Raw genomic sequence first — 25687 nt, forward strand, 5'->3', positions numbered from 1 at the left:
GCTTTGCGGTCAATATAATATGCTTTGAATAGAATAATTATTTGGCACAAAAGATTACTCCTCCTCTGGGGTTTTTAAAAATTCAAAATCAAATTCGTCTTCAACGGCCAATGAATCTACTGTAGTGGCTGTTGAATCATGAGCTTTGACAATATTCAAGAATGAACGTGCATTTCCGGAAACATACATATAGTTGTTTTGTATAGAATCGGCAGCAGTTACAATTCCTCTGCGCAACATTAATTTTTTGAGGTAATTTTGGTTTTTAATGGCGTATCCTTTCAAATTGCCGTTTCCGTCAAATTGATACATGAATTTCTTTGGACTCGGAATAATAGTAGCCAAAAACAAACATTCATTGAAGGTTAAATTCGAAGGACTTTTCTGGAAATAAAAATGACTGGCTTCGCCAATTCCATATACATTAGGTCCCCATTCGATGATGTTAAAATACACTTCGAGCATGCGTTCCTTGCTTGCAATTCGGTTGTTTTCCAAAATATATACCAATAAAATTTCTTCGAGTTTTCGAGACAATGTTTTCTCACGGGTCAGAAATACATTCTTCACCAATTGCATACTGATAGTACTGCCTCCTCGGGAGAATTTTTTGGTTTTAATGTTCTTAATAATCGATTGTTTAAACGCTTCGCTGATAAAACCTCGGTGAGAAAAGAAGGAAGGGTCTTCGGTGGTCAATACACATTTTCGCAGATAAGGAGAAATTTGGTCCAAAGGAGTGTAGTTCGGATTAGCAGTGCCCACTAAAATAGGGCGTTGACGAACATTTTTTATAATGGCACTATATACAAATTCCCCGTTTATTTTGTTGAGATTCGCTTGTCCAAATTTGGTGATTCGAAGATTTTCCTTGTTTAACTGACTATCCAAAACAATGTCTTTTGGTTTGTTTTTGTTGAACATGAAATCCAGTTTGTAATCGAAACTACCGCTTGCCTGCATTCCTTGAAAATTGGTAAACAAACCATCAGGAAGTGACGTAATGAAATCTTGTGCCTTCATTTTCGGAATGGCGACTTTGAGTCTGTAAATAGTATCTTGTTCGGTTTCGTAAGCCAGATAAGGATGGAATTTTATTTTGTTGAATTCAACCGTCGAACTGCTGTCAACTGAAATAAAATCGGAGCCCAACAGGAAACGGTAATCGAAACGCGCATTTTTGATAACCACATCTTTACTGGCAATTTTAGGATGATTTATTTTTAAGTTGGCAATTGAAGTAAAACCGTCAATATGTAATTCATCCCCATCTCTGTCGATATTGTCAATGTTCAATCGAATCGAGTCAAAACTGGAAACCAGATTGAAACGTTCATCCAGGTAAGGTACTTTTATTGCGCCGGTATCCATATTAAAGAAACGAAGATCTGCTTTTTTGTCTCTAGGATCCGCATATCCTTTGATTTTCCATCTTTGGGTGAAAGTATTGGTTTGGACATGGATTGCTGTTTCAAGTTCTTCGCTGTCTAAAACTAAATTTTTAATATCAATGGTTGCTTTCTTCCCATTGTCATCGAGTTTAAATACCAAATTTTTGATATTCATGTCTGTTGGAACCAAGTTGAGTAGTTTGGAAATGATGCGATAAGCAAATTTCGCATAGTCTCTTTTTTGATCTGTGTCTTTCTCGGTTTTGTCTCTTTTTAAAAAGGCGGCAAAATTTTTAACATTGCCTTTTTTGGTTAAGTGAACATAGCCATCTTCAATTTCTAAGGTACCTAATTGAACGTCACCAACGAGTAAATGCCAAAAGCTGACACTCGTTTTCATTTTTTTAATTTTAAAAAGGGTGTCAGCATTTTTCGGAGCCAGAATAACTTCGCTTAAATTCACACCGGCAAATCCGTCAAAAGTGGCTTTTTTTACTGAAAAGCTACTGTTATAGTCGACTTCCATTTTATTGGAGACCTTTGCTAAGGTTTGTTGCAGTAATTCATCCCTAAAAAAATAAAACCCAATCATTAAACATACCACTATAACGCTAAGTATTTTTGCTGCAAGAATTATTTTTTGTTTTCCGGTTCTCATGAATGGATTCTTATATAAATGATTTCAAAGTTATCCTAAGAAATTAAAATTAATTGAAGGTTTTTATTTTAAGGGCGTAAAGGAATGAAAAAAAAGAATATCAGTGTTAGATTTTGACATTTTTTTAAGCATTAACAGTACAATGAATCAAGTGTTTGTCGGGGTTGAACAAGAATATTAAAATTTGAAAATTTCATTCGGTGTGACGCAATAATCCAGTTTTACGTCATTTTCAAAAACATCGGAAATCAGTTCTTCGGGCTCAAAAAAGGAAAGCCCTATTTTAATGATTTCCGGCTGGCATTCGGATAGGAACTTGTCATAAAATCCTTTTCCGTAACCTACACGATTGCCTAATTTGTCAAAGGCTAAAAGTGGTACAAAAACGACTTCAATCTTCTTTGCGGGAACTTCTATTCCTTCAACCGGTTCTGGAATATTATACTCGTTTTTCTTTATTTTGGTGTTGTCGGTCAACAAAAAATGCGTCATGTCCCGGCTTTCAAAATCACTTTTAGACACAATGATTTCTTTGTCTTTTCCGGAAAGAAGATGCAGGATGAACTCGGTATTGACTTCGTTTTGTTCCGTTATGGGTAAGAAAACGTGGAAATAAGTTTTGTTCCAAAGGGGAAGCGTCAGAATTTTATTGGCAATAGCCAAGCTCAATTCTTCTGACTCATTTTCGGAAAGTTGTTTTCGTAATGTTTTATATTTTAACCGTAACTCTTTTTTTAGCATGAATACTTGCTTTTAATTGGTCTATAAAAGTAGTCAAATGTTCGACTTCTACGTGATCCATAAGTACAATTTTATACCATTTGTTATCTGAATTGTGCTGTTGCGGCACTAGATCAAATTGTAAAGCAATTTCTTCTTCTATGTTTTCTGCGTGGATAGTCACAATGTTCATGAAAGGTTCACGGAAGTATTTTATATTGAGTTTGTCCAATTCGTTGCATAGAAACTGGGTGCGCATTTGCAGGATGCTTACTTTTTCGAACCAGCCAAACGGACCATAAGTGAACAAAATCATCCAAACTGCCACCGCATTAGAACCGGAACGACTGCCACACAGTGTTAGATCCATGCCTTCAACATATTCTGCTTCTTTGGTCAGAACATTTTCTATTAATCCTTTTCTGCAAATGAAAATTCCTGTTCCGTAGGGAGCTTGTAGCATTTTATGCGCATCAATCGTAATGGAACTTATTTTGGGATTACTGAAATTAATGGTGGATTTTTCATTACTGAATGGATAAACAAATCCGCCGTAGGCACCATCTATGTGGAGTTTGTATTCAAGATGTTCTTTTTCTAGAGCGCTGATATAATCTTCAGGATTATCAACCGAACCAAACATGGTGGTACCCATGTTAGCAACAGCAATAAAATATTTTTTCCCGTTTTGTTTGGCTTCAATGATTTTGTTTTCCAGGGCAAGGGTGTCTATTTCTCTTTTTTCGAAAGAAACGGGAATTTTTATCCAATCTAACATCAAAAGATTAGCTCCTTTTGGAATAGAATAATGAGTGTCTTCGGAGGCTAAAATGGCAATTTCATCTAATTTCGCGCCTTTTTGATACATGAAAAAATTACGGTACATCCAGATAGCTTGTATGTTGGCTTCTGTTCCGCCTGGAGAGATGTATCCGTCAAAGGAATTGGGTTCGCCTTTGAAAATATCGACTGCAATGACATTTAAAACTTCACGCTCAATTTTCTGTGTTCCCTTAAATGCTTTTTCAGAAGTTCCTAAAGTATGGCAACCAATATGGTTGGGGTTTGCTACATAAGTTTGTAATGTAGGCGCATCTTTTAAAAATGGCGCGTCTTCATTGAATACCTTTCCGTCTAATTTAGAAGCCGGGTAGCCAAGAGAAGTGTCTTTAGAGAAATTTACATTTTCTTCTAATGCTTTCTGAATGTGTTCCTGTCTTTCTTTTTGACCTAATTTTTCCCAATAAATCATGCTTGTAATTTTTGGTAAAGCTACTTTTACTATTCGTTATAAAATATGATAATTGTTAGGTTTTAGGGTAAGTCTTAGAAATAGAGGGCAGTAGTAACTTTTGCAGATGGAATTTTATTTTCCTTTTTTTCTTTTTCCTCTACAATTGTGTTGGAAATATGGTAAATAGCATCACCTTCATATACAATAGGGGAATGATTGGCATTGATGACATAGCCATCATTGGGCGCTTTTATTTTTCGTTCAAATTTGCCAAAAGGATCTGTGATTGTTCCCAGCACAGTGCCTTTTTTTACAAAACTCCCAACGGTATTGTTGTCATTTAGCATGCCGGAACATTTAGCTCGCAACCAGCTTGATTTTTCTATATAAATAGTGGAAGATTTTTGAGGTTCAGCAGAATGTTTTGAATCCAGCATATCGAGATGTTTCAAAATACGTTTTACTCCATTTACACCTTCCTCTGAAACAGCATTGTTGATATCAAGCGATTTTCCGCCTTCGAAAAGCAACATTTTTACATTCAATTTTGTGCTTGAATTTCTGAATGAGCCTGCGATATTTTTGGAATATAATGTGAAAGGGGCATTGAAAACATCGGCTAATACTTTTAGTTCGGGGTCATTTTCGGCCAGACGAATTTGCGGAGCATTGAATCTGCTGGCACCTCCGGCATGAAAATCAACGGCATAATGTACAAAAGGCATTACTTCAGTAAGAATGTGAAAAGCAAATCTGCTGGCCAAAGAACCTTTTTTGCTTCCGGGGAATACTCGATTTAAGTCCCTGCCATCAGGAAATTCCCTCGATCTGTTGACAAAACCATACATGTTAATGATGGGAATACAGATAATAGTTCCTCTTTTGGGTTTATTTATTTTCTTACTGATAAGCTGTCGCACGATTTCGATACCATTAATTTCATCACCATGAATTCCTGCCGAAAAAAGAACAACTGGTCCTTCAATCTTTGATCTCCGAACAATAATTGGAATGTTTAGTTTGGTTGTTGTGTGTAATCGGGCAATTTCTACATTGATGGTTTTGCTTTCTCCGGGAGAAACACTTTCTCCAAAAAGCACTAATGGTTTTAAACTTCTCATATTTAGCATAAAAAAGCTAAATATAGAAATAATTATTTGGGATTAAAAGAGTAAAGCCGATTTTGATTTACAAAGATGTTATTTGTAAATTTGTTGAGCATATGACGAAAATTAAAAGAAAGGTGCACATCGTTATGCTTTGAGAATCTTTGCGAAATAAACAGCAATGTCAGTTGCAAAAACGAATTGCAATTTTAAAAATAAAATGACCAAACCTACTTTAGCTTTACAAATTCAAACCCTGCCTGATAATCCTGGAGTCTACCAGTATTATGATAAGGAAGGGAAAATACTGTATGTTGGAAAAGCCAAGAATTTAAAGAAAAGAGTTTCTTCTTATTTTAACAAAATACACGATACAGCCAAAACTAATGTGCTCGTCAAAAAAATTGTAACCATAAAACATATCGTGGTTCCTACGGAAACGGATGCACTGTTGTTGGAAAACAATTTAATAAAAACCTTGCAGCCCCGTTACAATGTGCTGTTGCGCGATGATAAAAGTTACCCTTGGTTGTGTATTAAGAAAGAACCTTTTCCTCGCATTTTTGCCACGCGCAGAATGGTTAAAGACGGTTCCGAATATTTTGGGCCTTATACCAGTTTCAAAACGGTGAATACAATTTTAGAACTAATAAAAGAGTTGTATCCGCTAAGAACCTGTAATTATGATTTGAGCAAAAGCAATATTGAAAGCGGTAAATTCAAGGTTTGCCTCGAATATCATATTGGGAATTGCAAAGGACCTTGCGAAGGATATGAAACTTTAGAAAACTATCAGAAACAGGTCGATGCTATTCGCGAGATTCTAAAAGGGAATTTCAAAGAAAGTATGAAAGACTTCAAGCGTCTGATGAATGATTTGGCGCGGGATATGCATTTTGAAGAAGCCCAGAAAATAAAAGAGAAGATAGAAGTTTTAGAGAATTACCAATCGCGTTCCACAATCGTCAATCCAAAAATTACCAATATAGATGTGTTTTCGATTGTTTCTGATGAAGGTGCGGCCTATGTGAACTTTTTGCAAATTTCCCATGGCTCGATTATCCGTTCGCACACAATGGAAATCAAAAAGAAATTGGACGAAACCGATGAGGAATTGTTGGAGCTGGCAATTATTGAACTCAGAGAACGCTTTCAATTGTTGTCTAAAGAAATTATAGTTCCGTTTCCGGTCGATTTGGGCGAGAACATAAAAATAACGGTGCCGCAATTAGGTGATAAAAAACAAATTCTCGATTTATCCATCAGAAATGCCAAGTTTTACAGAATCGAACAATTGAAACAATTGCAAATTGTAGATCCGGACCGTCATACGAATCGGATTATGGCACAAATGCAAAAAGATTTGCGATTGTCTGTCGAACCTAGATATATTGAATGTTTTGATAACTCCAATATTCAGGGAACGAATCCTGTTTCGGCCTGCGTGGTTTTCAAGGACGGAAAACCCAGCAAAAAAGACTATCGCCATTTTAATATAAAAACTGTCGAAGGTCCCGATGATTTTGCATCGATGACTGAGGTGGTTTATCGTCGGTACAAAAGACTATTGGACGAAGGACAGCCTTTGCCACAATTGATTATTATTGATGGAGGGAAAGGACAATTATCGGCTGCCCTGAAAAGTATTGACGAATTAGGTTTGCGGGGAAAAATAGCAATAATCGGTATTGCCAAAAGACTCGAAGAACTATTTTATCCGGGCGATTCCATTCCGTTGTATTTAGACAAAAAATCAGAAACCCTAAAAGTGATTCAACAATTGCGAAATGAAGCGCATCGTTTTGGGATAACACATCATCGCGATAAAAGGAGTAAAGCGGCGCTAAACTCTTCTGTAGAATCCATTCCTGGGATTGGTGAAAAGACTATGCTCGCGTTAATTCAGCATTTTAAAAGTGTTAAAAGATTAAAATTAGCAACAGAAAAAGAAATTTCTGACGTTATAGGTGTGTCAAAAGCCAAAAAAATAACCGACTTTTACAGTAATAAATAGTTTTTTATGAGCCTACTCCAGCTGTCCGTTTCATGCTCTCTTCAAAAATTCTTTTTTTCTAATAAAAAAAAAGGAGCTTCTATGGGCGCTCTTTTTTTTCAAGAAAAAACGGCATTTTTGCTATCGAGGCTTTCCACTGCCATCTGGGGCTTTAGAGGATTTTCTACGACAGTACTTTTTGTTTTTTTGCTTTTTTATTTTCTGTTCAGTTCCCAAAATTCGATAGCCCAAGAGCAAAAAAAGCCAAAAATTGGCTTGGTCTTAAGCGGTGGTGGGGCAAAGGGATTTGCACATATTGGGGTTTTAAAAGTAATTGAAGATGCCGGTATCAAGATTGATTATATAGGAGGAACCAGCATGGGAGCTGTTATTGGCGGCTTGTATGCGTCAGGATATAATGCGGCGCAAATTGACTCTATTTTTCAATCTACCAATTTTGATGAATTAATAAATGATTTCATTCCAAGATCATCCAAGAATTTTTACGAAAAAAGAAATGATGAATTGTATGCCCTGGTTTTACCTTTCAATAAATTTAATGTCGGAATCCCAGAAGCGCTTTCCAAAGGGATGTATAATTTCAATTTATTAAGCAGAATTACCAGAAATGTGAGGCATGTGAGAGACTTCAATCAACTGCCAATTCCTTTTTTATGTATAGGGACCAATATTGAAACGGGAGAACAGGTAGTGCTCGATAAAGGGAATTTGGCTCAAGCCATATTGGCCAGTGCTGCATTTCCCTCTTTGTTTTCGCCTGTAGAAGTTGATGGAAAACTGCTGGTAGATGGAGGTGTAGCTAATAATTATCCTATTGAGGAAGTTCGGAAATTAGGGGCCGACATAATTATCGGAGTTGATGTACAGGATGATTTATTGGATAGAAATCAACTAAAAAATGCTACCAAAATTTTGGTTCAGGTTACAAATCTGCATTCGATTCAAAAAATGAAGGCGAAAGTAAAAGATACCGACATTTATATCAATCCCGACATTAAGAACTTTGGAGTTATCTCTTTCGATAAAGGTAAAGAAATTGTAAGAAGAGGGGAAGAAGCGGCTTTTTCCGTTTATGAAAAAATGAAAGCACTTGCCGGCGAACAGGATTATTACCAGAAACCAAAATTGGTGTTAGTTCCTGATTCTTTAGAAATAGCAAACATCAATTGCAATGAATTGAATAATTACACTAAAGATTATGTGATAGGTAAATTACGTTTTAAACAAGATGCTAAAATCAGTTACGACAATTTACAGACCGGAATAAATTCGATCAATGCTACCCGAAATTTCAGTGCGATTAACTATTCATTTGAGCCAAATGCCGGAAAGGATGATTTGAATTTGGTGTTGGAGGAAAATCCAACCAAAACGTATTTGAAGTTTGGTTTGCATTATGATGGGTTATATAAAAGTGGTGTTTTAGTCAATATAACCAATAAAAAGAATTTTTTTAAGAATGATATTATCTCGGCAGACATCGTTTTGGGGGATAATTTTAGATATAATTTGGATTATTACATTGATAATGGATTCAATGTCAGTTTTGGGTTTAAATCCTTTTTTAATCAATTCAACAGGAATGTCGCCAAAGAAATAAGTACTTTGGATTTAGCGTCACTGGGTTTAAACGCTATTAATGTTGATTTTTCGGATTTAAGTAATCAGGCCTATTTTCAGTCCTTATTTATGCATAAGTTTTTGGTTGGAGCGGGAGCGGAGCTGAAATTTTTGAAAATCAGATCAGAAACTTTGGCAAACACCAATACTACCATCGATAATAGTAATTACATAAGTGTTTTTGGGTACATGAAATACGATTCCTTTGATAATAAGTATTTCCCAAAAAAGGGGTGGTATTTTTCAGGTGATGTTCAATCATATCTGTTTTCTTCTAACTATACCAATACATTTAATCCTTTTTCGATAGTTAAGGCCGAACTGGGATTTGCTTCCAAAATTGTGAAAAAGGTGACTCTGAGATTTCAAGCGGATGGTGGTTTTGCTTTTGGAGGAGATAGTGTGTCTTTTTTTAATTTTGTTTTAGGGGGATATGGTTATAATACGATTAATAACTTCAGACATTTTTATGGTTATGATTTCTTAAGTGTTGCGGCAGATAGTTATATTAAAGTTGCGGCAACGGTAGATTATGAATTTTTAAAGAAAAATCACTTAAATTTTTCTGCCAATTTTGCTAATTTGGAAGATGATCTCTTCAATTCCGTAGAGAAGATTTCTGCTCCAAAATATTCAGGTTATGCTATTGGGTATGGAATGGAAACGATAATTGGTCCTATAGAAATTAAACATTCCTGGTCGCCGGAAAATAATCAAGGATATACTTGGTTTAGTGTTGGTTTTTGGTTTTAATTTTATTTTATATAAAAAAAATTACGATATTTGTTGTAATGAAAACAAAATGGGTCGGTTTATTAGAGTATCTTCAATTCCTTATCAAGAGGAATCCAGAGTGATTGCGTTAGTTTTAGTCTAAAGTCGTATATCTAATCGTAAATCTTACAAAATGCCATTATATCATAAATTGGGAAGTTTTCCCGAGAAAAGACACATACAATTCGAAAAGCCAAATGGTGGGCTTTATTATGAGCAACTATTTGGTACAGAGGGTTTTCATGGCCATTCCTCACTTTTGTACCATGAATATAGACCTACTCAGGTAAAAGAAATACTGAAATCCTATTCTGTCGAGCCTAAAATTGCGATCGGGAAAAACATAAAATCATTATTGCTGAAAGGTTTTGAGCTAAAACCGGAAGACGATTTTCTCGAAAGCCGCAAAGCGATGTTAGTCAATAAAGATTGCATTATTGGGTTAGCAGCTCCAAAGCAATCACTTCGTACCTATTTCTATAAGAATGCCGATGCGGATGAAATGATTTTCATTCACAAGGGAAAAGGAAAATTGAGAACGATGATGGGGAATATTCCATTTGAATATGGGGACTATCTCATTATTCCCCGCGGAATGATTTACCAAATTGATTTTGAAACTACAGAGAACAGATTGTTTTATGTAGAATCCTATGCGCCTTTTTATACTCCGAAACGGTATAAAAATGAATCCGGACAACACTTGGAACATGCTCCATTTTGTGAGCGTGATTTTATTTTGCCTAACGAATTGGAAACGCATGATGAAAAAGGTGATTTTTTAATCAAAATCAAAAAAGAAGGAATGATGCATGAACTGGTTTATGCTACGCATCCTTTTGATGTGGTTGGTTGGGATGGGTATAATTTCCCGTATGGATTCAGTATTCATAATTTTGAACCTATTACGGGGCGTGTACATCAGCCGCCACCGGTACATCAAACTTTTGAAACTTCAACTTTCGTAGTTTGTTCTTTTGTGCCAAGATTATACGATTACCATCCGAAAGCGATTCCAGCACCTTATAATCATAGTAATATTGATAGTGATGAGGTGTTATATTATGTAGACGGAGACTTCATGAGTCGTAATAATATAGAACAGGGGCATATCACCTTGCATCCAAAAGGAATTCCTCATGGGCCGGCACCTGGCGCAATGGAGCGCAGCATTGGTCAAACAGTTACGCAGGAACTTGCTGTAATGGTGGATACCTTTCGTCCTTTGATGGTTACCGAAGAAGCTATGGGATTAGACGACGGTCAATATTATAAGTCCTGGGTAGAATAATAAGGAGCTATGTAGCTTCGTCGAATCTTCGATGTCCTGCTGTCCGTTACAATCTTAGAATTTCTATGAAAACAGATACAGCGTGAGGTAATCAGGGCTAGGGCTTTAGTATAAATAACAACATCTTTTTAAATTTAAAAAATCCGTGTAAATCTGTTTTATCCACGTAATATGTGTTTCAAAACTGGATTTATCGTATCAAAAAAATAATAAACAATGAGCAAACAAGTAACTTCCGTAAACTACGGACTAGAAAAAATATTTGAAGGAGCACAAGATTTCCTTCCGTTAATGGGGACAGACTACGTTGAATTCTATGTGGGGAATGCAAAACAAGCGGCACATTTTTATAAAACAGCATTTGGTTTTCAATCTTTGGCTTATTCAGGCTTAGAAACGGGTTCTCGTGATAAAGTGTCTTATGTTTTAGCACAAGATAAAATTAGATTAGTATTGACAACCGCTTTAAAAAGTGATTCTCCAATTGGGGAACATGTTAAAAAACATGGAGACGGTGTAAAAGTGGTTGCGCTTTGGGTGGAAGATGCCCGTAAATCATTTGAAGAAACTACCAGTCGTGGGGCGAAAGTATATATGGAGCCAGTTGTCGAAAAAGACGAATTTGGTGAAGTGGTTCGCGCGGGAATTTATACTTATGGAGAAACGGTTCATATGTTTGTGGAGAGAAAAAACTATAAAGGAACATTTTTACCTGGTTTTGTGGAATGGAAATCCGATTATAATCCAAAGCCAATTGGGTTAAAGTACATTGATCACATGGTGGGGAATGTAGGTTGGAATCAAATGAATACATGGGTAAAATGGTATGAGGATGTTATGGGATTTGTTAATTTCCTTTCTTTTGATGATAAACAAATACATACCGAGTATTCGGCCTTGATGAGTAAAGTAATGAGCAATGGGAATGGGCGTATTAAGTTTCCAATAAATGAACCTGCAAAAGGGAATAAACGTTCTCAAATCGAGGAATATTTAGATTTTTATGAAGGTTCCGGAGTTCAGCATATTGCTATAGCGACAGATGATATAATTACTACGGTGTCTGAATTGAAAGCAAGAGGAGTTGAATTTCTATCGGCACCACCACGTGCCTATTATGAAGATATTCCAAATCGATTGGGGGAACACATGAAGATGATGCATGAAGATCTAGCGGTAATAGAAAAATTAGCTATTATGGTGGATGCGGATGAAGACGGATATTTATTACAAATTTTCACTAAGCCGATTGAAGACCGTCCAACCCTATTTTTTGAAATTATTCAGCGAATGGGTGCTAAAGGTTTCGGTGCAGGTAATTTTAAAGCGTTATTTGAGTCAATTGAAAGGGAGCAGCAATTACGAGGAACTTTGTAAAATGGCTTTTTTTTTAAACAATGTGAAAAAATAACCGACGAATGACATGGTTGTGTGCTAATGTTGTGTTAAAGTATATTTTTGATTGAGAAAAAATGAATTTGTTATCTACCTTTGCACTCGCAAAACGGGAAGGGGTGGTTTCCTTCCTAAATTGATATAAATTTCATAATTTATAGTTTTTTTGGTTAGTTAATAGCATAAAAACTCAGTCATTATTTGACTGAGTTTTTTTGTTTTAATACATTTGGAACAAATTTTGTACTTGCGGGCCGAAAATAAACGACAGGGTGATGAAAAAAATTGTACTTCTCTTACTATTTATAACAACTGTAAGTTTTGAATCTAAGAAGCAAGATGCTTTTGGGACGGGCGAATGGTTTAAATTTCGAATCCACTATGGTTTTGTCAATGCCGGCTATGCGACCTTAGAGGTTAAAGACGCTTCGATAAACAATAAAAAAGTCTTTCATGTTGTAGGAAAGGGATATACAGCGGGAATGTCTCGTTTTTTTTTCAAGGTAGATGACCTCTATGAGAGTTATATAGATAAAGAAACAAGAAATCCGTATCAATTTGTGAGGAAAATTGATGAAGGTGGATACACAAAGAATCAGGAAGGGTTTTTTAATCCATCGACAAATAAAATTGTGGTGAAAGATTACAAACATAAAACCGAGAAGACATTTGTTATTCCGAAAAATACACAAGACATAATATCTACCTTTTATTATTTAAGGAATCATCCCAATATTGATAAAATAAAGCAAGGCGAAACTATTGCTATAGATATGTTTTTTGATGATGAAACTACAAAGTTTAAGTTAAAGTTCATCGGACGTGAGGATATTACAACTAAATTTGGCGTCGTTTCTACCATGATATTCAGACCTTTAGTGCAGTCTGGACGTGTTTTTAAGGAGCAGGAAAGTCTAACTGTTTGGATTTCAGACGATGATAATAAATTACCTGTGAGAATAAAAGCTAGTTTGGCGGTCGGGTCTATAAAAGCCGATTTAGATGCATTCCGAGGATTAAAAAATCCATTTAAAGTAAAATTATAATGAATATTACAGATAATTCAGAAGCTATTTTAAAAGAAATAGACTTAAAATACCAGGCAATAAACCAAAAAACCGAAACGCATTTGGAAGGATTGCTTTGGGCAAAACCCATTACTTATTGGGACTATATACAAACGGATGCACTGCTGAGTCTTCAAACACAAAGAACCACACTTCCTGATGAAATGGTTTTTATTATGTATCATCAAGTCAATGAATTGATCTTTAAAATGATTCTTTGGGAAATGCATCAGATTTCTTATTGTCAAGATATTAAGATAGATTTTTTTACCGAAAGGTTAATGCGAATCAGTCGTTATTTTGATATGTTGACTACTTCTTTTGGAATTATGGAAGAAGGGATGGAGGTAGAGCAATACATGAAATTTAGAAACACACTAACACCCGCAAGTGGTTTTCAAAGTGCACAATATAGATTAATTGAGTTTTCTTCGACTGATTTAATTAATCTTATCGATTACAGATTTAGAGCATCGATTGACAGAAATACACCTTTCGAGTTTGCTTTTGAACATCTTTATTGGCAAGCAGCCGGGAAAGATTATCACACTGGTAAAAAGTCTTTTTTGCTCGAAGAATTCGAAAGAAAATACAAAGGTCTTTTCCTGAATCATATGAAGGAATACAATACCATTAATATTTGGCAGAAATTCAAACAATTGCCTGTTGAAGATCAAAAAAATGCTGAATTAATAAAGGCCATGCGTCATTATGACCATACGGTAAATATTACTTGGGTGATGCAGCATTTGGAAGTTGCTATTAAATACATCGACCAAAGCGGAAAAGGTAACGGAGAGGCTACCGGAGGTAGTGATTGGAAAAAATACATGCACCCAAAATACCAACGTAGAATATTTTTCCCTGAATTATGGAGTGCCGATGAACTGGCGAACTGGGGAGAGGAAAAATAATTTTAATTTCAAAAAACAGAAAGTTTGAAGCAATTTTTTTTAATTCTAATAGTATTGTTGTCTATACTGTCTTGTACTAAAACCAATGACGAATTAGATGAGGCTATAGCAAAACCAGTCTTGAAAAAGAGTGAGTTTGGTTTTACGTACGCCGATTTTAATGTAATACATGATACTATCAAAAAAGGAGATACTTTTGGGAGTATTCTGGATAAGCAAAATATTGGAGACAAGAAAGTCTATGATATTATTGAAAAGGTAAAAGATACTTTTGATGTAAGAATAATGCGATTTGATAAACCTTATGTGCTTCTGAGATCAAAAAGCAAAAAAAATAAATTGCAGGTTTTTATTTATCAACCCGATGCGTTAAATTATTATGTGGTTGATTTACGTGATACTACAGCTACTGCCTACAAAAAGACGAGACCAATTAAGATAAAACGAAGAACTATTGGGGGTGTGCTTAAAGGCTCCTTGTCTGAAACCCTGGAAAGCGCTAATGTTGAGGGTGCTTTGGCAAGTAAAATTTCTAAAATTTATGCGTGGTCCATTGACTTTTTTAAATTAAAAAAAGGAGACAGGTTTGCGCTCACATTTACCGAAAGATATATTAATGATACTATTTATGATGGTGTCGACAGTCTTCAGGCGGCATTTTTTGAATATAAAGGAAAGATTGTTTATGCTTTTCCTTTTGCACAGAATCCTTCTTCCAGTAAAATGGAATACTACGATGAAGAAGGCAAGACTTTGAAAAATTTCTTTCTTAAAACTCCTATAAAGTTCAGTAGAATATCGTCTCGTTTTTCAACCAATCGATTTCATCCGGTGCAACACACATGGAAAGCACATAAGGGTACTGATTATGCAGCGCCTTATGGAACCCCTATTACTACTACAGCGGCCGGTACTGTGGAGCAAACCGGTTTTACAGCAGGAAATGGAAATTTTGTAAAAGTTAAACACAACAGTACATATTCTACACAATACCTTCATATGTCCAGGATTTTGGTCAGACGTGGGCAACATGTGACGCAGGGACAAGTTATTGGACGTGTCGGAAGCACAGGTTTGGCTTCAGGGCCACATGTGTGTTATCGTTTTTGGAAAAATGGTGTTCAGGTAGATGCGTTAAGGTTGAAATTACCTAATGGCGAACCGATGAATGCAACCAATAAAAAACGATTTTTACAACAGATTACTCCTTTGAAAAGAGAATTGGACAGTGTAGCTAATTTGTAATGCAATAAGTAGTTACGAAATCGTTTTCTTTCAAATTTAAGATAATGACGGTTTTTTCTTTAGTTGTTATATGTCTTTAAACTCATTTCTATTCGAACTAATTTCAGTATTTTTGTAAAAAACTAAATACTAGAATTTAAATAGAAATGGCTTTAAATACAATAAACCCAACAGGTACTGAGGCTTGGAATAAGCTTCAAAAGCATTACGAAGAAATGCAAACAGCATCAATGCACGACATGTTTCTGTCGGATGCTTCAAGAGTAGAAAAATTCAACTTGAAATGGAATGATTTTCTTGTTGATTATTCAAAAAACAGAATCAACCAAGATACAATCGCATTGTTGTTGGAACTGGCTAATCAAGTTGGTTTAAAAAGCGCTATAGCTGACTATTTTAATGGTGGTATAATCAATCAAACGGAAGGTAGAGCTGTACTTCATACGGCATTAAGGGCTAAAGAATCTGCTGTGATAAATGTTGAGGGTCAAAATGTGGTGCCTGAAGTTTACGCAGTAAAAAGCAAAATAAAAACATTTACAAACGAGGTTGTTTCCGGTGCAAGAACTGGTTATACTGGAAAAGCGTTTACTGATGTTGTAAATATTGGAATAGGTGGTTCGGATTTAGGACCTGTAATGGCTGTCGAAGCATTACAGTTTTACAAAAATCACTTAAATGTTCATTTTGTTTCGAATGTCGATGGGGATCATGTTAATGAAGTCATTAAAAAATTAAATCCTGAGACAACTCTTTTTGTTATAGTTTCAAAGACTTTTACGACACAGGAAACTTTAACTAATTCAGAAACAATCAGAGAATGGTTTTTGAAATCTGCAACGCAATCCGATGTAGCCAAACATTTTGTGGCTGTTTCTACAAATCTTCAAAAAGTTACTGAATTTGGAATTAATCCTGATAACGTTTTTCCGATGTGGGATTGGGTTGGTGGACGTTTTTCATTATGGAGTGCCGTTGGGCTTTCGATAAGTTTAGCAGTAGGCTTTGGTAATTTTGATGAATTATTGAACGGTGCAAACGAAATGGACGAGCATTTTAAAACTGCTGATTTTGATAAAAACATACCTATTATCTTGGCTTTGTTAAGTGTTTGGTACAATAATTTCTTTGGTGCCGAAAGCGAAGCGTTGATTCCTTATACACAATATTTGCAAAAACTAGCTCCTTACTTGCAACAAGGGACGATGGAAAGTAATGGTAAAAGTGTGGGGCGTGATGGTAAACCGGTGGATTATCAAACTGGAACTATTATTTGGGGAGAACCGGGAACTAACGCACAGCATGCATTTTTTCAATTGATTCATCAAGGGACTAAAATTATTCCAACTGATTTTATTGGGTTTGTGAAGCCATTGTATGGAGATGACAATCATCATGATAAATTGATGTCTAACTTTTTTGCACAAACAGAAGCTTTGATGCACGGAAAAACGCAAGAGCAAGTTCAGGCTGAGTTTGACAAACAAGGTTTATCAAAAGAGCAAGCGGCTTTTCTGTTGCCTTTTAAAGTTTTCTCTGGAAATAAGCCTACAAATACCATCTTGGTTCAAAAATTGACGCCGAAATCATTAGGTTCTTTGATTTCTATGTATGAACACAAGATTTTTGTACAAGGAATTATCTGGAACATTTTTAGTTTTGATCAATGGGGGGTTGAATTAGGGAAGCAATTGGCGAATTCTATTTTGGATGAAATTAATACCAAAACGATTAAAAATCACGATAGTTCAACTTCATTTTTGTTAAATCATTTTTTACAGAATAAATAGCATATTTCAACTTTACCCGATCTAATGACCTTTTTTTAAAAAGTTTTTTTTTTGGATAACATTTCGAAAATGTAGTGAATAAAAAAAGCCTTGATTTATAGTATAAATCAAGGCTTTTTTGTTGTTGTAGGTGTCCTTAGCAGGATTTTTTTCTTTAATTCTCTGTTTTTTTAGTTGTTATAGTTTATTTTTTTTACATAGTAAGCAATATAATACGTGTTAAATATTCAATCGTATTTATTTTTAACGTAATAATTATAGAAATCATTTTTCGATATAATAACCAGTAAAAACCTTGTTTTAATAATATTATATTAACATTTTGGTTCAAAATTGTTATAATTTTGCCAATGTATTAATAAATTAAATAACAATGAATACAATGAAAAATTGGTTACTCACTGGATTAATGTTTTTAATGGTTTCTGCAGTATTTTCTCAAGGAAAAGTTACGGGAACTATAACGGATGGTCAAGGGGCTTTACCTGGAGCAAATGTTGCTTTAAAAGGTATGAAAACTAGTACCTCGACAGATTTTGATGGAAATTTTTCTATTAGTACAGAAAGTAGTTCTGGAGAAATAGTTGTTTCTTTTATAGGTTTTGATAGCAAGACTATTAAATTTAATGTTTCGAATGGTGCAACTGTTAGTTTAGGGACTATTATTTTGACTTCTGATTCCAATCAATTAGAGGAAATAGTCGTAATGGGTAAAGGTATTATTGATTTAGCAAAAGATCGAAAAACTCCAATTGCAGTCTCTACAATAAAATCGGCAGAAATTCAAAATAAAGTGGGAACATCTGATATTACGCAAACACTTGTAAATACGCCTTCGGTTTATGTAGCTGGACAGTCTGGAGGTTATGGGGATTCAAGAATCAGTGTTCGTGGGTTTGCGCAAGATAATACTGCTTTTCTATTAAATGGACAGCCGATTAATGGAATGGAAGATGGGAAAATGTATTGGTCTAACTGGTCAGGAATGTCTGATATTGCTAATGCTATTCAGATTCAAAGGGGATTAGGATCATCAAAATTAGCTATTTCATCTGTTGGTGGAACTGTAAACTTTATTACAAAAGCAACAGATAAAAAAGAAGGTGGTTTTGTTTCGTTAGGTATGGCTAATGATAATTATTTCAAATCTACTCTAGCATACAATACAGGAATGAGTAAAAGCGGTTGGGGGACAAGTGTTATGTTCTCTCATTGGCAAGGTGATGGTTATAATGATGGGACAAAAGGTTTAGGACAGAATTACTTTGTATCTATTGGTTATAAGGCAAATGAGAAACATAATTTCAACTTTATTTTAACTGGCGCTCCGCAATGGCACGATCAAAATTTCACCAAAGCCATAAGCTCCTATTTGAAATACGGGAGAAAATATAATAATAATGAAGGTACCTTGAATGGTGAATACATGAATGAAAGAACAAACTATTATCATAAACCTGTAATGAACTTAAACTGGGATTATGATATTAGCGATAAAACGCAATTATCTACTGTTTTGTATGCTTCTTGGGGAAGAGGAGGAGGAACAGGTGGTTATGGTTCTAAAAAAACAACAGCAGATGGTCATGTTGATTTTGATGCTATATATGCTAATAACCAAGCGGCTAATGGTGTAGGGATGTTTGGAAACAACACCTATTTACTAAGATCGGGTGTAAATAATCATTCCTGGTATGGGGTTGTTTCGAATTTAAAGAATCAATTAAACGAAAATTTAGCATTAAATGTAGGTTTGGATTTGAGAACTTATAAAGGGACGCATTATAGACAAGTTGCTGACTTTTTGGGATTAAACAGTTGGACGGAGTCACGACCATTAAAAGGTGCAGATCACATGAATAGTGGTACTGTTGAGTCGAATACGGTTACCGAATCAATGTCACCTAGACCATGGCCTGCAACATTTAATACAATTGGAGAGGATCAAAGAATTGACTACGATTATAGTGAAACGATTTCTTATGGAGGAGCTTTTGGTCAGTTAGAATATTCTAAAAATGATTTTTCTGCTTTTTTTCAAGGATCTGTTTCTAATCAATCTCATGATAGAATCGACAGGTACGATTATTTGCCAGAGGCTAATAAATCAGAAAAAGTTGAAAACGTTGGTTATAATGTAAAAGGAGGAAGTAGTTATAAATTTGCAGAACAGCATTCAATTTATGCTAATGCTGGGTATTATTCTCGTCAACCGTACCATGATAATATTTATCTTAATTTTACAAATGCTGTAAATCCATTAACAGAAAACGAGAAAATTTTAGGGTTAGAAGCAGGGTATACGTTTTCGTCTAAAGTAATAACTGGAAGTTTAAATGGATATAGAACTTCTTGGAAAGATAGAGTAACAACTTCTTCAAATACCGCTACTGCCGGACAGGTGATTGGGTCAACTGTGCTTGCGGCTGGTGATTTGATTTATAAAACAAATGAAGGTGTAGAGCAGGTACATATGGGTCTTGAACTGGATTTTGTTGCGAGACCTTTTGCTAAATTAGATATTACTGGTTTTGCATCTGTTGGAAGTTATGAATACAAAGGGGAAGTGGTAACGTCTTACAGAGACGAGAGTTTAAATCTTTTAGACAAAACAAATGAAGATGTAGATGGAGGTAAAGTTGGTGATGCTGCTCAAACTACATTAGGTCTAGGGTTTAAGTATGAAATTTTTGAAAGATTTTCTATTGATGCTGATTGGAGAAACTATGCTAAGTTGTATGCTAATGTAGGTGCAATTAAAAATAATATAGAATTGCCAAATTATGATTTAGTTGATTCTGGAATTTCATATAAAATCTTGACAGGGAAAGAAAATAAAAATTCTGTTTTGCTAAGACTTAATGTGAATAATGTTTTTGATGAAGTGTATTTGTCCGAATTAACTTCGGCAAAGGCGGCTGGTCCAACTGATGATACTTATAAAGGAATTAACGTAGCTAATAACGGTTTCTTCGGTTTTGGAAGAACTTGGAACTTTAGTTTGCGTTACAACTTCTAAAGAAAAAATAGACAAGTATTACAAACGACATTCGCATTTTGATGTGAATGTCGTTTTTTTAATGCCTTTTTTTTATTATATTTGAATTTCAAAAAACAAATTATATGTACGAATTTATTCAAAAATTTCACTCTGGGTGGGCTTATTTAGCACTCTTATTATTAGTTATTGCAGTTGTTAATTCCTTTATGGGAAAGACTTCGAAAAAAGAATTTACTTCAAAAGACAAAAAAATTGCGTTGTTCGCATTAATAGGTACTCATACACAGCTTCTTATAGGTCTCGTTTTGTATTTTGTTTCTCCATTAGGATTATCCTCTTTAGGGCAAATGAAAGATGCGGCTTTACGATTAACATCATTAGAACACCCGTTACTTAACTTAATAGCTATTGTATTGATTACAATAGGATGGTCTAAACATAAAAAAGCAGTTTCCAATGAGGCTAAATTTAAAAGCATCGCTGTTTTTTACGGTTTAGGATTGGTGTTTATTTTGAGTAGAATTCCTTGGAATTTATGGTTTTAAAAAATGAAGAAAGTCCTGAAAAGGACTTTTTTTATCGGGGTATGGTTTTTGTAAAATAGTTGTAACTAAAAAAAGTATAGATGAAAAAATTAATAACGTTGTTTTTTTTATTTGCTGTTGTTGGACTGGCAAGTGGTCAAAATCCAATTGCGGTCAAACAAAAAGCGCCAATACCTAAAGATACCATAAAGAAAAATAAAACCGTGGAAGAACAACAGGAAATCGTAAGTGATACAGTTGTTGCTGAAACAGGAACGTATAAGTTTTTTAAAAAAAATGCCCATGCTTCTTATTATGCTGATAAATTCACAGGGAAAAGAACTGCCAGTGGGAAGCGATTTGATAATAATAAATATACTGCCGCACATAAAAAATTACCCTTTGGTACAAAGGTAAAGATCACCAATGAAGCCAACGGGAAATCTGTAGTTGTTGAAGTCATAGACAGAGGTCCTTTTGTGAGAACCAGAGAAATTGATCTGACCAGACGTGCATTTATGGAAATTGCGCAAAATAAGGGAAGTGGTCAAATGAAAGTGACCATTGAAGTGCTCGAGAAATAATTACCAACTTTTAAACGGATGGTTGCTCAAGTAGGCATTATAATAACGATTGTCATTAGTAACTTCTTTCCCAATCCAATCAGGTTCTTCGAAGGTTTCGTTTTCTGAGTTGAGTTCCACTTCGGCGATAATCAAGCCTTCGTTTTCGCCGTGAAATTCATCTACTTCAAATATATGTTTGCCCGTTTTAATTTCAAAACGTGTTTTGTCAATAACACCTCTTTCACATAAAAGTAATAATTGTTTTGCTTCAAAAACAGGGATTTCTTTTTCCCACTCAAAACGGGACATTCCTGAATCACCTGCAATCCCTTTTATTGTCAGGAACCCTTTATCATCCTTTATACGTACACGGACTGTTCTTTCTGGCACTGAGCTTAAATAGCCTTGTGCAATCCGGCTGTATTTAAATGCTTCTTCTTTAAAAGCGTTGCCGGTGACTAAAAATTTTCTTTCTATTTCGATCATGATCTTTAATTGTTTATTTTAAGAACAAGTTAATAAAATTTGATTTGTCAAATAGTATTTTTACAAAAATAGATTTTTATGATGAGGTATTTTTTTAAAAGAAAACAGAGATTAAAGACAACAGAACTTATCAGTAGCTATTTTGATGAACAGCAATCATGGCGAAATAAGGAAGATGATTTAGAACCTCTGATTGAGTTAGTTCGAAGCATTCGTCCTTTTCAGGTTAAAAATTTAGAACTTGTTGATTTAGAGGAAGTTATCTCTTTTTTAAAAAAAAATCGTGAGATCTGTAATCAGTTTTCCATTTACATTAAGGAGATTTTAAAGGGCAAAAAGTTTAATAAAATTCTTTCGGATGCTGCTATTTTACAAGATGCTGATTTTATTTTTGAAGTTAAAAAGAGACTCTTTGCAAAAATTTTGCCGAACCAGCCTCAGAAAAATACTTTAGAATTCATTCTCAATCAGGTGTTTTATTTAGCCGATGATTCTGTATGGATTGAAAAGATACCAATCACTCAATTGGAAGAGTTGTATGTTCTTTTGCAATTTAAACCAATTTATGAGACCGCAGAACCTAATTCGAGTTTGGCTGAATTATTGACCGCCATGGCGCTTATTTCGCAGCGAATTAGTGGTCGTGCGATGGAAACGGATGTTATTAAAATGGTTCCTGAATTTGATGATTTTGATAGTCCTTTTGCTGCTTTTGAAAAGGAGCTGTACCTTATTCAGGATCAGATCAGAAGTTCTGAAAACCATTATTTATCTCCGGATGATTTATCGATTGCGCAATTATTAGTTTTAAAAAGACAATGCGAAGAATTTGTAAAAAAAGCGTTTCATAACAGTTCTAAATATGGTATTTCACTTCGCGTGAATCAAAATTTGCTAAAAATAAGCCAGCAATTAGACCGTTTAAAATATTTATTCCCCTTACTTATTGTAGAGAAGGAAAACGATAAAAATACCAATGGAATTATATTGGCTTTACGGTTAATAAAATACAATTGTTATAAAAATAATGTTCGAAAGTTTGTGGCTGAAAGTATTCAATTGCTTTCTTACGAAATTACGCAGCATACTGCAAAAACAGGGGAACATTATATCACTGAAAATAGGAAAGAGTATTTTAAAATGTTTCGAACAGCTCTTGGCGGAGGTTTTGTTGTTGGAATATTATGTATAATTAAAATACTGTTGTCTAAGATTGACACCAGTTTTTTTGGTCATGCATTTTTGTACAGTATGAATTATGCTTTTGGGTTTATAGCTATTTATATTTTGGGTTTTACCTTAGCGACGAAGCAACCCGCTATGACTGCGTCAGCATTGATTAAATCATTGGAAGAAGGTGCGGTAAAGCAGGGTAAGAAGTCTGAAAAGTATGAGGCATTTGCGATTCTCTTTGCAAGGGTTTTTCGGTCTCAATTTATTGCTTTTGTGGGAAATGTGATTATGGCTTTCCCGATCTCCTTACTTGGAATCTGGCTGATTGATTATACTTTGGATTATAATATTGCTGCTGCCAAATGGCAAACACTTTTAACGGATATCAGCCCTGTTCATTCGCTTGCCATTTTTCATGCAGCTATTGCTGGAGTATTCCTCTTTTTATCCGGAATTATTTCTGGAAGTATAGCCAACAGAGATAAACACAATCAAATTTATTACAGAATCGCGGAACATCCTTTATTAAAAAGAAGCATTGGCAAAGTGTGGACGCTTAAATTATCAGAATTATACGAAAAAAAATGGGCCGGAATAATCTCTAATTTTTGGTTTGGTGTTTTTATGGGAAGTACTGCTTCAGTGGGTTTGTTTTTGGGGTTAAATTTAGACGTACGCCATATAACGTTCGCTAGCGGGAATTTGGCTTTGGCCTTATATGGAGCCAATTATTCCGTTAGTAATTCGATGCTTTTTTGGGGAATTCTTGGAATTGGTATTATTGGTTTAGTTAATTTTATGGTTAGTTTCAGTTTGTCATTGGGATTAGCCTTACGGTCAAGAGCTATTTCGTTATTTGAATTGCGGTTTGTTGCAGTGTCCATTTGGAATCATTTCAAGTCCAGACCCTTTAGTTTCTTTTTTCCAACAGAAAAAAATGGTAAGTCTGTTGTTGTTGAAAATTATCTGAGTTCGGGAGTTGAAAAATAATTAGATTAGTAGGGTCATATCAATTATACAAAATGCAGGAGTTGCCTTCCAATAGAAAAATTATACATATCGACATGGATGCTTTCTATGCCTCGGTAGAGCAAATGGACAATCCGGAATTGAGAGGTAAGCCAATTGCTGTGGGAGGGGCAGAAAATAGAGGTGTAGTTGCGGCTGCCAGTTATGAGGCTAGAAAATTTGGAGTTCGAAGTGCTATAAGTGGCGTTATGGCTAAAAAAAATTGTCCAGATCTCATTTTTGTGAGGCCTCGATTTGATCGGTACAAGGAGATTTCCTCCAAGATTCAAAAGATTTTTCACGAATATACTGATTTAGTGGAGCCACTTTCTTTGGATGAAGCGTATTTGGATGTTACTAATAATAAAAAAGGGAATCCGAGCGCAACCCTATTGGCACAGGAAATTAGAATGCGCATCTTTAATGAAGTGGGGCTTACGGCATCGGCAGGGATATCAATCAACAAATTTGTGGCTAAAATTGCCAGTGATTATAATAAGCCAAACGGTCAAAAAACGGTCAATCCTAATGAAGTTATATCTTTTTTGGAAGAATTGCCTATTCGAAAATTTTATGGTGTAGGGAAAGTGACCACAGAAAAAATGTACCAGTTGGGAATTTTTACAGGTTTGGAATTAAAGAGTAAGTCGTTGGAATTCCTTGAAAAACACTTTGGGAAGTCGGGAAGTTTTTATTATAATGTGGTGCGCGGTATTCATAATAGTGAAGTCAAATCAGATCGAATTACAAAATCTGTGGCTGCGGAACATACTTTCGACAGCAATCTTTCTTCCGAAATCTTTATGATGGAACAGCTAGAAAACATTGCAAACTCTTTGGTTCGCAGACTGAAGAAACACAATATTGCCGGAAAAACAATTACGTTAAAAATTAAATATAGTGACTTTACACAACAAACCCGTAGCAAAACCTTGCCTTATTTTATAGCTGATAAAGGATTGATTCTGGAAAGTGTGAAAGAATTGTTGTATCAGGAACGGATGAAAGATTCCGTTCGTTTATTGGGGATCTCTCTAAGTAATTTGAATAAAGAAGAGAAGAAAACAGTCGTGGTTCAGCTAAAGTTTGCTTTTTAATTCTAAAGGGTCAAGGTTCAACAAAAGTTAAAACAGGTTAATTCGTCTGTTGTGATTTGAATTGCAGTTATATTTGAGTTAAAATTCGATAATAATGGGTAATTTCAAACAGTATGAAGAAGCAGCGGCAAAGTATGCCAGTGGTCTAAGCATAAAAACAGCTCCTGTTTTTTCTTGGGATTTTCATCAAGAACTTCTAAAAGAGTTGAAAGATTCTTTTTTGGATTTGAATTCACTAATGACGATTAGTTCAAAAAATCATTGGGATTGTAAAAATTTTGATTTAAGAGCCCGGTTAAAAGAGGAGGTAGTTATTGTAACTGATTCTCAATTGCGAATTGTCTTTGCTTCAAGAAACATCGTGAAAATGAATGGGTATGATAAAAAGGAAGTTGTAGGAAAGAGTCCAAAAATGTTTCAGGGTGTAAAAACAAACCAAATTACTTCCAAAGAAATTCGGGCTGCTATTGAATTGCAGCAGCCATTTGAAAAAACAGTCTTGAATTATAAAAAAAATGGAGAGACTTATCTCTGTTTGATCAAAGGTTTTCCAATTTTCGACACAAAAGGGAATTTTAGTCATTTCATTGCTTTTGAAAAAGCAGCGTAAAAA

19 protein-coding genes are annotated in these 25687 nt (G+C 34.9%); 14 read left to right on the forward strand and 5 right to left on the reverse strand.

What is annotated here, in order from left to right:
• Positions 1–54: 54 nt before the first annotated feature.
• The 4 genes from ABEB23_RS09160 to ABEB23_RS09175 form a co-directional block, all read right to left on the reverse strand.
• Positions 55–2049, reverse strand: coding sequence for a transglycosylase domain-containing protein (locus ABEB23_RS09160; protein ID WP_348812276.1), 1995 nt, complete (start codon positions 2047–2049; stop codon positions 55–57).
• 177 nt (positions 2050–2226) lie between these two features.
• Entirely contained in the window at positions 2227–2790 is a 564-nt protein-coding gene (locus tag ABEB23_RS09165) for a 5-formyltetrahydrofolate cyclo-ligase (protein ID WP_348812277.1), read from the reverse strand.
• Positions 2759–4021, reverse strand: a complete 1263-nt coding sequence (locus tag ABEB23_RS09170; protein ID WP_348812279.1) for a pyridoxal-dependent decarboxylase — start codon at positions 4019–4021, stop codon at positions 2759–2761. Before ABEB23_RS09170 ends, ABEB23_RS09165 begins: the two co-directional genes overlap by 32 nt.
• 74 nt (positions 4022–4095) lie before the next feature.
• The gene (locus ABEB23_RS09175; RefSeq protein ID WP_348812280.1) at positions 4096–5124 is read right to left on the reverse strand and encodes a succinylglutamate desuccinylase/aspartoacylase family protein; all 1029 of its coding nucleotides are present in this window, start codon (positions 5122–5124) and stop codon (positions 4096–4098) included.
• 205 nt (positions 5125–5329) lie between these two features.
• On the opposite strand from ABEB23_RS09175, the gene uvrC reads away from it, so the two are divergent.
• The 11 genes from uvrC (at position 5330) to ABEB23_RS09230 (ending at position 21328) form a co-directional block, all read left to right on the forward strand.
• Positions 5330–7123, forward strand: coding sequence for an excinuclease ABC subunit UvrC (gene uvrC / locus ABEB23_RS09180; RefSeq protein WP_348812281.1), 1794 nt, complete (start codon positions 5330–5332; stop codon positions 7121–7123).
• A 6-nt stretch (positions 7124–7129) separates the two neighbouring features.
• Positions 7130–9496, forward strand: a complete 2367-nt coding sequence (locus ABEB23_RS09185; protein ID WP_348812283.1) for a patatin-like phospholipase family protein — start codon at positions 7130–7132, stop codon at positions 9494–9496.
• 154 nt (positions 9497–9650) lie between these two features.
• On the forward strand, positions 9651–10808 hold the full coding sequence (locus ABEB23_RS09190; protein ID WP_348812284.1) for a homogentisate 1,2-dioxygenase: 1158 nt from the start codon (positions 9651–9653) through the stop codon (positions 10806–10808).
• Between the two features lie 216 nt (positions 10809–11024).
• A complete protein-coding gene (gene hppD, locus ABEB23_RS09195) occupies positions 11025–12185 on the forward strand; it encodes a 4-hydroxyphenylpyruvate dioxygenase (protein WP_348812285.1) in 1161 nt (386 codons plus the stop codon).
• A gap of 293 nt (positions 12186–12478) precedes the next feature.
• Positions 12479–13249: a DUF3108 domain-containing protein gene (locus ABEB23_RS09200; protein WP_348812286.1), complete on the forward strand. Its 771-nt coding sequence runs from the start codon at positions 12479–12481 to the stop codon at positions 13247–13249.
• Positions 13249–14184, forward strand: a complete 936-nt coding sequence (locus ABEB23_RS09205; RefSeq protein WP_348812287.1) for a tryptophan 2,3-dioxygenase family protein — start codon at positions 13249–13251, stop codon at positions 14182–14184. The genes ABEB23_RS09200 and ABEB23_RS09205 overlap by 1 nt, the downstream gene beginning before the upstream one ends.
• A 24-nt stretch (positions 14185–14208) precedes the next feature.
• Positions 14209–15429: a M23 family metallopeptidase gene (locus tag ABEB23_RS09210; protein WP_348812289.1), complete on the forward strand. Its 1221-nt coding sequence runs from the start codon at positions 14209–14211 to the stop codon at positions 15427–15429.
• Positions 15430–15575: 146 nt separating this feature from the next.
• Positions 15576–17219, forward strand: a complete 1644-nt coding sequence (pgi, locus tag ABEB23_RS09215) for a glucose-6-phosphate isomerase (protein WP_348812290.1) — start codon at positions 15576–15578, stop codon at positions 17217–17219.
• Between the two features lie 373 nt (positions 17220–17592).
• Positions 17593–20238: a TonB-dependent receptor gene (locus tag ABEB23_RS09220; RefSeq protein ID WP_348812291.1), complete on the forward strand. Its 2646-nt coding sequence runs from the start codon at positions 17593–17595 to the stop codon at positions 20236–20238.
• Between the two features lie 104 nt (positions 20239–20342).
• Positions 20343–20765 (forward strand): hypothetical protein, encoded by a 423-nt coding sequence (locus ABEB23_RS09225; protein ID WP_348812293.1) that lies wholly within the window; start codon positions 20343–20345, stop codon positions 20763–20765.
• Between the two features lie 80 nt (positions 20766–20845).
• Positions 20846–21328: a septal ring lytic transglycosylase RlpA family protein gene (locus tag ABEB23_RS09230; RefSeq protein ID WP_348812295.1), complete on the forward strand. Its 483-nt coding sequence runs from the start codon at positions 20846–20848 to the stop codon at positions 21326–21328.
• On the opposite strand, the gene ABEB23_RS09235 is transcribed toward ABEB23_RS09230, so the two are convergent.
• On the reverse strand, positions 21329–21796 hold the full coding sequence (locus tag ABEB23_RS09235; protein ID WP_348812296.1) for a CYTH domain-containing protein: 468 nt from the start codon (positions 21794–21796) through the stop codon (positions 21329–21331).
• 78 nt (positions 21797–21874) lie between these two features.
• Here ABEB23_RS09235 and ABEB23_RS09240 point away from each other — a divergent pair, with 78 nt between their 5' ends.
• The 3 genes from ABEB23_RS09240 (at position 21875) to ABEB23_RS09250 (ending at position 25684) form a co-directional block, all read left to right on the forward strand.
• Positions 21875–23959 carry a transporter-like protein gene (locus tag ABEB23_RS09240; protein WP_348812297.1) on the forward strand — a complete coding sequence of 695 codons (2085 nt, stop codon included), beginning with the start codon at positions 21875–21877 and terminating at the stop codon, positions 23957–23959.
• Positions 23960–23991: 32 nt separating this feature from the next.
• Positions 23992–25074, forward strand: a complete 1083-nt coding sequence (gene dinB / locus ABEB23_RS09245; protein WP_348812298.1) for a DNA polymerase IV — start codon at positions 23992–23994, stop codon at positions 25072–25074.
• 94 nt (positions 25075–25168) lie between these two features.
• On the forward strand, positions 25169–25684 hold the full coding sequence (locus tag ABEB23_RS09250) for a PAS domain-containing protein (protein WP_348812299.1): 516 nt from the start codon (positions 25169–25171) through the stop codon (positions 25682–25684).
• Positions 25685–25687: the final 3 nt, after the last annotated feature.

The sequence above is a fragment of the Flavobacterium maritimum genome (assembly GCF_040049085.1).
GTDB lineage: Bacteria > Bacteroidota > Bacteroidia > Flavobacteriales > Flavobacteriaceae > Flavobacterium > Flavobacterium maritimum.